This window comes from Paenibacillus sp. Pae15 (assembly GCF_024519685.1).
Taxonomy (GTDB): Bacteria; Bacillota; Bacilli; order Paenibacillales; family NBRC-103111; genus Paenibacillus_G; species Paenibacillus_G naphthalenovorans.
Window position 1 is genome coordinate 1 of the sequence record NZ_JALJRM010000056.1, and the last position, 7,835, is coordinate 7,835.

The 7,835-nt window shown below is 54.2% G+C and carries 7 protein-coding genes and 1 riboswitch; all 7 genes read right to left on the reverse strand.

All coding sequences use genetic code 11. The annotated features are described in order from the left end of the window. Positions 1-50 precede the first annotated feature (50 nt). Entirely contained in the window at positions 51-398 is a 348-nt protein-coding gene (locus NR121_RS24610) for a response regulator (RefSeq protein WP_256832102.1), read from the reverse strand. Positions 399-504: 106 nt separating this feature from the next. Continuing rightward, positions 505-591: riboswitch (cyclic di-GMP riboswitch) on the reverse strand. Positions 592-1,274: 683 nt separating this feature from the next. After that, positions 1,275-2,519, reverse strand: a complete 1,245-nt coding sequence (gene cntE, locus NR121_RS24615) for a staphylopine family metallophore export MFS transporter CntE (RefSeq protein WP_054818837.1) — start codon at positions 2,517-2,519, stop codon at positions 1,275-1,277. Between the two features lie 112 nt (positions 2,520-2,631). Beyond that, positions 2,632-3,369: an ABC transporter ATP-binding protein gene (locus tag NR121_RS24620; RefSeq protein ID WP_256832105.1), complete on the reverse strand. Its 738-nt coding sequence runs from the start codon at positions 3,367-3,369 to the stop codon at positions 2,632-2,634. Beyond that, positions 3,356-4,195 carry a staphylopine uptake ABC transporter ATP-binding protein CntD gene (gene cntD / locus NR121_RS24625; RefSeq protein WP_054818842.1) on the reverse strand — a complete coding sequence of 280 codons (840 nt, stop codon included), beginning with the start codon at positions 4,193-4,195 and terminating at the stop codon, positions 3,356-3,358. Before cntD ends, NR121_RS24620 begins: the two co-directional genes overlap by 14 nt. A 5-nt stretch (positions 4,196-4,200) precedes the next feature. After that, positions 4,201-5,094, reverse strand: a complete 894-nt coding sequence (gene cntC / locus NR121_RS24630; protein WP_256832103.1) for a staphylopine uptake ABC transporter permease subunit CntC — start codon at positions 5,092-5,094, stop codon at positions 4,201-4,203. Positions 5,095-5,096: 2 nt separating this feature from the next. Next, positions 5,097-6,029 (reverse strand): nickel/cobalt ABC transporter permease, encoded by a 933-nt coding sequence (opp1B, locus tag NR121_RS24635; protein WP_054818836.1) that lies wholly within the window; start codon positions 6,027-6,029, stop codon positions 5,097-5,099. Between the two features lie 24 nt (positions 6,030-6,053). Further along, positions 6,054-7,661: a staphylopine-dependent metal ABC transporter substrate-binding lipoprotein gene (cntA, locus tag NR121_RS24640; RefSeq protein ID WP_054818835.1), complete on the reverse strand. Its 1,608-nt coding sequence runs from the start codon at positions 7,659-7,661 to the stop codon at positions 6,054-6,056. Positions 7,662-7,835 lie beyond the last annotated feature (174 nt).

Genomic DNA, 7,835 nt, shown 5'->3' on the forward strand with positions numbered 1-7,835 from the left:
GGAGGACATAACTTATTTTCTAAAAAATCATGTCTTGACTTTGGGGAGCATTACATATCGGCTTTGCTTATGAAGTTTACTGCCCCGACTGTAATTGCTTCGACGATCACTTCAGGGTCTGCGCTTGAAGCAACGGTAATGACGGGAATGTCCTTTTTGGTGAGAATGTCTTTTGTTGCATCTAATCCATCGCATCCAGACGGCTGGAGTGTTGCATTCACCACTACAACGTCCACGTCTAACTGTAAACTCGCTCGCACTGCCTCTTCTTTTGTAGCGGAAGTATTTATGAGATGAATATCCGTCTCTGTTTCGAGTAATTTAGCAAAACGACAACACCATTCGGAATCTCGGTCCACTAAAGCAACATTTATATTCTCATTGATTTTTTTAGACATCGTAGGAAATTCCCGATGTATACCCGCTTCCAATACCATTACTCTCCTCTGTTTCCCAAATAAACAAATAATAAAAACACGACCCATTTAGGCCGTGTTCGGCAAATTGGGTAACCCGGCTGTCATCACTTGAATAGTGAGAAGACCCGTGGCTTTGCGTCACTGCCTTTCGACAGCTTTGCCGTTTTCCATATACTTCACGATGCACTCTTTTCCAATTCCTTGATACGAAATCTCCAAATTTCTTGACGAATTATGGTAGCAGCTTCAACATGAATAGATGCCTTATCTTGGATAACCTCGTGAATGATCACTCAACATCCTTATAACTTTCTTTAAGTATCACATTTAATACTCCCAAACAAAAGCATCAACTAGGTTTCTCTTTATTTAAATAAGCAAAACACTTGCTTGGCAAACCCCGAGTAGACATGTCACCTACTTGGGTGATTCGCCTCATAGAGAAGGTATCCAATAATAGGTACAAATCATATTTACCAATTGAATTTGCAACTTATCAGCCCTCTATTATAGATTGCACCCGCCAGTTAAACGCTACTAACACAAATAGGCCAGCCAATTCTGGCTGAACCTGTACGTGATAATCATCAATCGCTTACTGGCTGTCCTAGCCGAAGCATCTGAAAATTCCAATAATAAAATATCGCTGCAAAACTGGTAGACCATAAGGAGTAGAATCATCTCAAAGAAGCCAACATCCGTACGCCCATGATCCTCCACTCCGTGGTTTAGAACGCTCACTTTCTTCCGGTTCCGCATTGAGACGAGCCATTTGCTCTCGGCAAAGCCTTGGGAACAGCAGAGCAGCCCTGTTCTGCCGTTTCCGATGTTTCCACTTTGTCCCCACTCCGTGTCTCAAGACGCCGAGCTTGCTTGCCTTACTCTTCTTTGTAAGGCAAGCAAGGCAGCAGCCGCGGCAAGCGCTGCACAGATCAAATACATGGAAGAGTACGAAGTCAGATCGGAAACAGGTCCCATGATGATGCCTCCCAGAGACACTCCCAGATCGGCCGTCGCAATGAACAAACCGATTAACACGCCTCGCTCCGCTTTGGGCAAAACAAAACTCAAATATGTCGTCAGAGTCGGATACAGCAGCGCTTGCGCGATGCCGAGCAGCACTGCCCCTGTGTAGAATAACGCCGCGCCCGCGCTCGGCGATAAACCGACGGCAAGCGAAGCCGTCACGAGAAGCATCATCAACCCACCAACGAAGGAGGAACGCCACTTGCCGTCGGACGGAATCCAGGATCGGAGCAGGAATCTCGCGGCCACAACGACTGCCGCCTGAATCATGAGGTAGACGGCCGCATTGCCTCCCTGAATCTGCGGCGCGTAAAGCGGCACAAACGCGGTAACCGCTCCGAATACAACCGAGGCGCTCAGCATGAGCACGCCGCAACGGAACAAGTGGGGATTGCTCCCAAGCTGGATCGTAGCTCTCAACATAGCCGCTGCCGGACTACGCCGCTCGCCTTCTCTCCCACTGGCCCCTGCCGGACCTCGTCCCTCTTCACCGCTTGCCGTATCATCCGGCTGCCCGCCAATGCGTGCCGTGAAGCCGACGATGCCGGTCAATATTGCGATGGCGATCATCGACACGGCGAACAGGCCCATTCCGCCCGTCTCTCCCGATTGCCACATGCCGATCGCCAGCAGCGGCCCGAATATGCCCGGCAGATAGGAGCACAGGGAATACATGGAGATACCCTGCGCCCGATCCTTGTCGGGGAGCGCTTCGATTACGCCGAGCTGCAGCGCCATGGAGAAGAAGGCGGTACATACGCCTTGCAGCACGCGGGCGAGGAAGTATCCCTCCAGTCCGGTGAACGTATACAGCAGCAGCGCAAGCCCATTGACGGTCAGCAGGACGCGCAGCACACGAATCGCTCCGTAACGCTGAATCAGGCCGCCTGCCCATGGCCTGAAAAACATTGTCGTCAGCAAATAAGCACCCATAATAAGGCCAATCGTCGAATTGGACGCTCCCAGTGACTCTCCCTTCAAAGGAATGATGACATTCAGAATGGAATTCCCGCTGAAATAGAGTAGCGTAAGCACATACAGCCGAAGAAACGGCCAGGACAACGCACCTTTCACTTCAAACTCTCCTTTCCTTGTTTCCTCGGTCGCTACTCTCCCCGAGACATTTCGATAATCCCTTGCGTAGCAATCCCCTTGGCATCATTACAACAGCCCGGGTGCAGCATCATTACGACAACACCTTGCGAAGCAGTTCCTTTGCATACGGAGACTGAACGTGCCCAAGCTCCTCGGTATCGACAAGCTCCACGATCTCCCCTCCGCGAATAATCATGATCCGGTCGCAAAGATAAGCCGCCGCCTGGATATCGTGGGTAATAAAAATATAACCCATCCCATATGCCGTTCTCAGCTTCACGAGCAAGTCCAACACCTGCATTTGAACCGAGCCGTCAAGCGAGCTTACGGCTTCATCTAGCAGGATGCACTGAGGTTCCGAGCACACCGCCCTCGCGATGCATACCCGCTGCGCCTCGCCGCCGGACAGTTCATGCGGGTATCTCGGAAGATAGGATTCGTTCAACCCAACCTGCCTCAGCAGCTTGCCGATGTCAAACGATCCCTCCCCCTTCCCCGCAAGTCTGAGGGGTTCAAGAATCGCCTGCCGAACCGTAAAAAATGGATTGATGGACGAGGTGTAATCCTGAAAGACGGCGCTGATAGCCCCCCGCCGCACGCTTCGATCCGAGACGGGTTTCCCATCGAAAGTGATAGAGCCGCTATCCGGCTTCTCGATGCCGAGCAACAGCCGTCCCAATGTCGATTTGCCGCTGCCGCTTTCTCCAATGATGCCAAGACATTCGCCCTTCCTCCACTCGAACCCGATATCGTGCAGCACTTGATGCCGGGTTTTGCGGAGCCAGACTTGCTGCCGATACGATTTGTGAACACCTTCAACGTTCAGCAACATCCGCGCCTCCCATCAATTGATTGTAGCGGCGGCTTAACGCTTCCTTGGAGGAAACCAGGTAACGAGTATACGGATGCCGCGCGCCGGCGAAAATATCCCTGGTCGTCCCGCGCTCGACGATCTCTCCGTCCTTCATGACGAGCACGTTGTCCGCAATACGTCTCACCACGCCCAAGTCATGTGACACAAAAATCATGGCGCTGCCCAGCCGTTCACGCAAACGCAAGAATTGTTCCACCACCTCGTACGCCGTGACGGCATCCAGCGCCGTCGTCGGTTCGTCGGCAATAATGACATCCGGCTCCATCACGATGGCAAGCGCGATCATGACCCGCTGCAGCATGCCGCCCGACAACTCGTGCGGATAGCGGCGCATCGCTTCAGACGGCTCCCTCAGGCCAACCGCGGCCATCGCCGCACTCAGTCTGGCTTCCGTCTCGCTCCGGCTCCAGTCGTAGTGGACGCTCAGCACCTCTTGCAGATAAACGCCAATCGGCCGCGACGGATCAAACGCGCTCATGCCGTTCTGCATAATCATGCAGAGCCGCCGCCCTCTGAACCGCCGCATCTCCTTGTCGGACAGCTTCGTCAAATCCTCTCCGTTCAACGTCACCGTCCCTGACTGCCGAAGACCTGTCCGATTCAATCGCATAATCGCTCTGCATGTCAGCGACTTGCCGCTGCCGCTCTCTCCAACGATGGCCAGACATTCCCCTTGCGCGAGCCGAAAGGAGCTGTCATGCACCAGTGCACGGCCGGAGCGCTCGTCCCGAATGCTCAAGTGTTCAACATCGAGTACATGTATTCCATTTTTGCCGTTCATCCCGCTCAAGCCACCTCCTTCCCGCGCAATCTAGGCGCAGTTCCGCCTGCGCTCGCCTCCGCACGTCTGGCCGCGATCATCAGCTTGGGATTGAGCGCCTTCTGCAGCGCATCCGACAGGAAGTTCACCGCCGACACGACAATAATAATGGCAAGCCCGGGAGCCAGCATCAGTTCTGGACGGGTGAACATAACCGCTCTGGCTTCGTTCATCATCATTCCCCATTCGGCATGAGGAGCCTGAATACCGAGACCGAGGAACGACAACCCCGATATTTGCAAAATCATGGATCCAAAGGCGCCGCTAGCGATAACCGCCATCTCCGGCAGCGCCACCGGCGCGATATGCCGCGTCATAATGCCGAAGTGGCCGATGCCCAGCACCTTCGCAAACTTCACGTAGTCGGCATCCGCATATTGCATGACCGCCGTTCGAATGACGCGGGCGAACCAGGCCCACTTCATCATCACGAACGCAATCAAAATGTTGGTCAATCCCGCCCCCATCATGCCGACAATCGCCAGCGTCATGACGTAACCCGGGAACGAAAGCATGATGTCGCAGATTCGCATCAATATCGCATCCGTCTTCCCTAGGAAATAACCGGCGGCAAAGCCGAGCGCGGCTCCGATGCCAGCGGACGCCCCAAGGGCGGCAAGCACCCAGAGTACGCTTGGACGGATGCCGTAGATCAATCGCGACAAAATGCAGCGCCCCAGATGATCGTTGCCAAGCCAGTAGCTCCAGGAAGCTCCGGCGAACCGCAGCTCCATGTTGGCTTCGTTCGGAGAATGCGGGGCAATAAGGGGAGCGCATAAGCCGATTAACAGCGTTGCCGCGACGACGGCAAGAGATGCCGCCGCCAATCTGTCCTTCAGCAGTCGTTCCATCAGCTTCATTATTAGAACTCCTTCCTCAGCTTCGGATTCACCGCCGCGTTCAACAGGTCGGATGCCGTGTTAAACAGGACGAACGCAACGGCCAGCACCAGAACGTAAGCTTGTATGATAGGGAAATCTCGCCCCAGAATCGAATTAACAGTGAGCGTTCCGAGACCCGGCCAAGCGAAAATATTTTCCACGACGACCGTGCTTCCCAGGATGACCGGAATGGCAAGGCCGAACACCGATACCGCGACTTGCAGCGAGTTGCGCAGCACCTGCAAGGTCAAGCTTCTCTCCGATAACCCGCACGCTCTGCCGTAAAGCACGTAGTCCTCGTTCAGGTTGCTCAACATGGAGCTGCGTATGATTCGAAAATAAATGCCAGCATATCCGATGACGATGACCGCCACCGGCAGCACGTAGCTGCCGTACCCGTCCATGCCGCTTGTCGGCAGCAGATCAAGCTTGACCGAGAAGTACCAGACCATCAGCGCAGCCAGCCAGTAGGACGGCATCGATGTCAACAGGAAGGAGAAACTTCTGACCGAGAGGTCCAGCCACTTGCCTTCCCTCAAGGCGCAGCCGACTCCCAGCGCAATCGACAGCAAGATGATGAGCAGCGAGGAGACGAGCGTCAGCTTCAACGTGTTCAGCAAAGCCGGGCCGAGCAGCGACCATACCGGTTTGCCCGTTATGTAGGAGTCTCCGAAATCAAGCCGGAGGCACGAGACCAGCCAGTCCCAATAACGGATGAGCAGCGGACGGTTCATGCCAAGCGCTTCCCTCGTCTCCGCGATCAACTCATCCGTGATGGCCGGCACGCCTTGGGCGTGCAGAACGACCTCGGCCGGATCCATAGGCGACAGCCCGTTCAAAATAAAGGTCATAAACGAAATGACAACAAGCAGCGGAACCACGACGAATAATCGTTTCAATGCGTAACCGGCCATTGCTCTTTTCCTCCATGCTTCGCTTTACTTGAAGCTCATTCGTTCGAACGGCAGCTCGAATTGCGTCTGCTTGAACGAGATTCCTTGCAAATCCTTGGGGGCGACTACCGTAACGCTGCCGTTCGTAAGCGGAATAAACACGGCTTCGTCATGCACGATCGTCAAAATATCCTTGTAAAGCGCCTTTCTGGCATCCTCGTCCGTCGACAACATCACTTCATTGATCTTGCGGTACAGCTCCTCCGCCTGGGGAATGCCGCTTGTCGTGTGCAGATAAGCCGACTCGGAAGCAAACGCGGCGATGGTGCTTTGCGGATCGTAGGCAAGACCCCACGTCTGGTTGAACAACAGGTCGTAGTCGCCCGTCGAACGGCGGTTTGCGATCGCCTGCGATTCTTCTCCGACGAGCTCCAGCTTCATGCCGATTTTACCGGCTTCGCTTTGAAGCAGCTCCGCCTGCGTCTTCTGCGAGGAGGAATTGACATCGTAATACAGCTTCATTGCAAGCTCGCGACCATCCTTCGTGCGGACCGCCGCTCCTCCGCCATTCGTCCACCCGGCTTCCTCCAGCAGCTTGGCGGCACCTTCCGGATTATAGTCCCGCTTCGGTAGCCCGACATCGGCGTAATTGACGTTGGAGGAAAACAGCGTCTCCGCTGGCGCCTCCGTGCCGCTGAAGATCGTGCGGCTGATCGTTTCGCGGTCAATGGACAACCAGATCGCTTCCCGCACCGCTTTCTCGCTGACGGGACTGGCGGCATTGCTGCTGTTCGCCACAATCATTTTCGTATTCATCGGCTCGCTCCGAACGATCTGGTAATCGCCCGAATCCGCCAGCCGCTGCATGGCCTCCACGTCGATGCTGTCGGCGCCGCGGTCATCGGTGAAAACGAAATTGACTTCTCCCTTCTGCAAGGCAAGCAGCGTCGTCTCGCCGGCCGGCAGCACCTTCGCCGTAATCGTCTTGATGGCAGGCACGCCTCCCCAATAGTCCTCGTTCGCCGAGAACTTTGCGAATTGCTCCGTCACATGTTCGTCGAGCTTGTAAGGTCCCGTGCCGTTATAACCGGCAACCCCGTCCTTCGTCTCCCCGTTCAGGAAGTCCTTCGGCGAGAGGAAGACGTACGGACGCGTCATCGACAATTCAAGCAGCGTCGGATAATAAGTATCTTTCAGCGTCAATTGGACGGTGTGCTCGTCAATGACGTCGACCTGATCCAGCACGGTCGACAGCTTGATCCAGGCATGTTTGGCCGCATTGCTTTGAACGGCTTCGATGTTCAGCTTGACCGCTTCGGCGTTAAACGGCTCGCCGTCGTGGAATTTTACGTTTTTCCTTAAGTGAAAGGTATAGACTTTGCCATCCTCCGAGATGTCCCATGATTCCGCGAGCAGCGGCTTAATGCCTTCCGGCGTATTCTCCACCAGCGATTCGTACACGATGGCTTGAGCGGCCATCGATCCCGGATACAGGTGCGGATTCATGTCGTTGATGTCTTTCGCCGCGGCGTATACCAGCTCCCGCGTTTGTTCGGCCGCCCCCGGCTTATTGTTGTTGCCGCCGCTGCATCCGGCCAGCAATACGATGACCAGAAGGGATACCAGTAGTACGGGTGCTTTGATTCTTTTCATGTTTTGACGCTCCTTTTTCTAAAATAGTAAAAATTACGAATATATGGCCATTTGATTGTAATAATAACTATTATCATTTGTCAATTCATTTTTTTCCCATCCCAAGCCGCAAAAAAAAACTACGGCGGCATGAATAACATACATGTTATTTGAGCCATTGGTTTTCTAAATTTT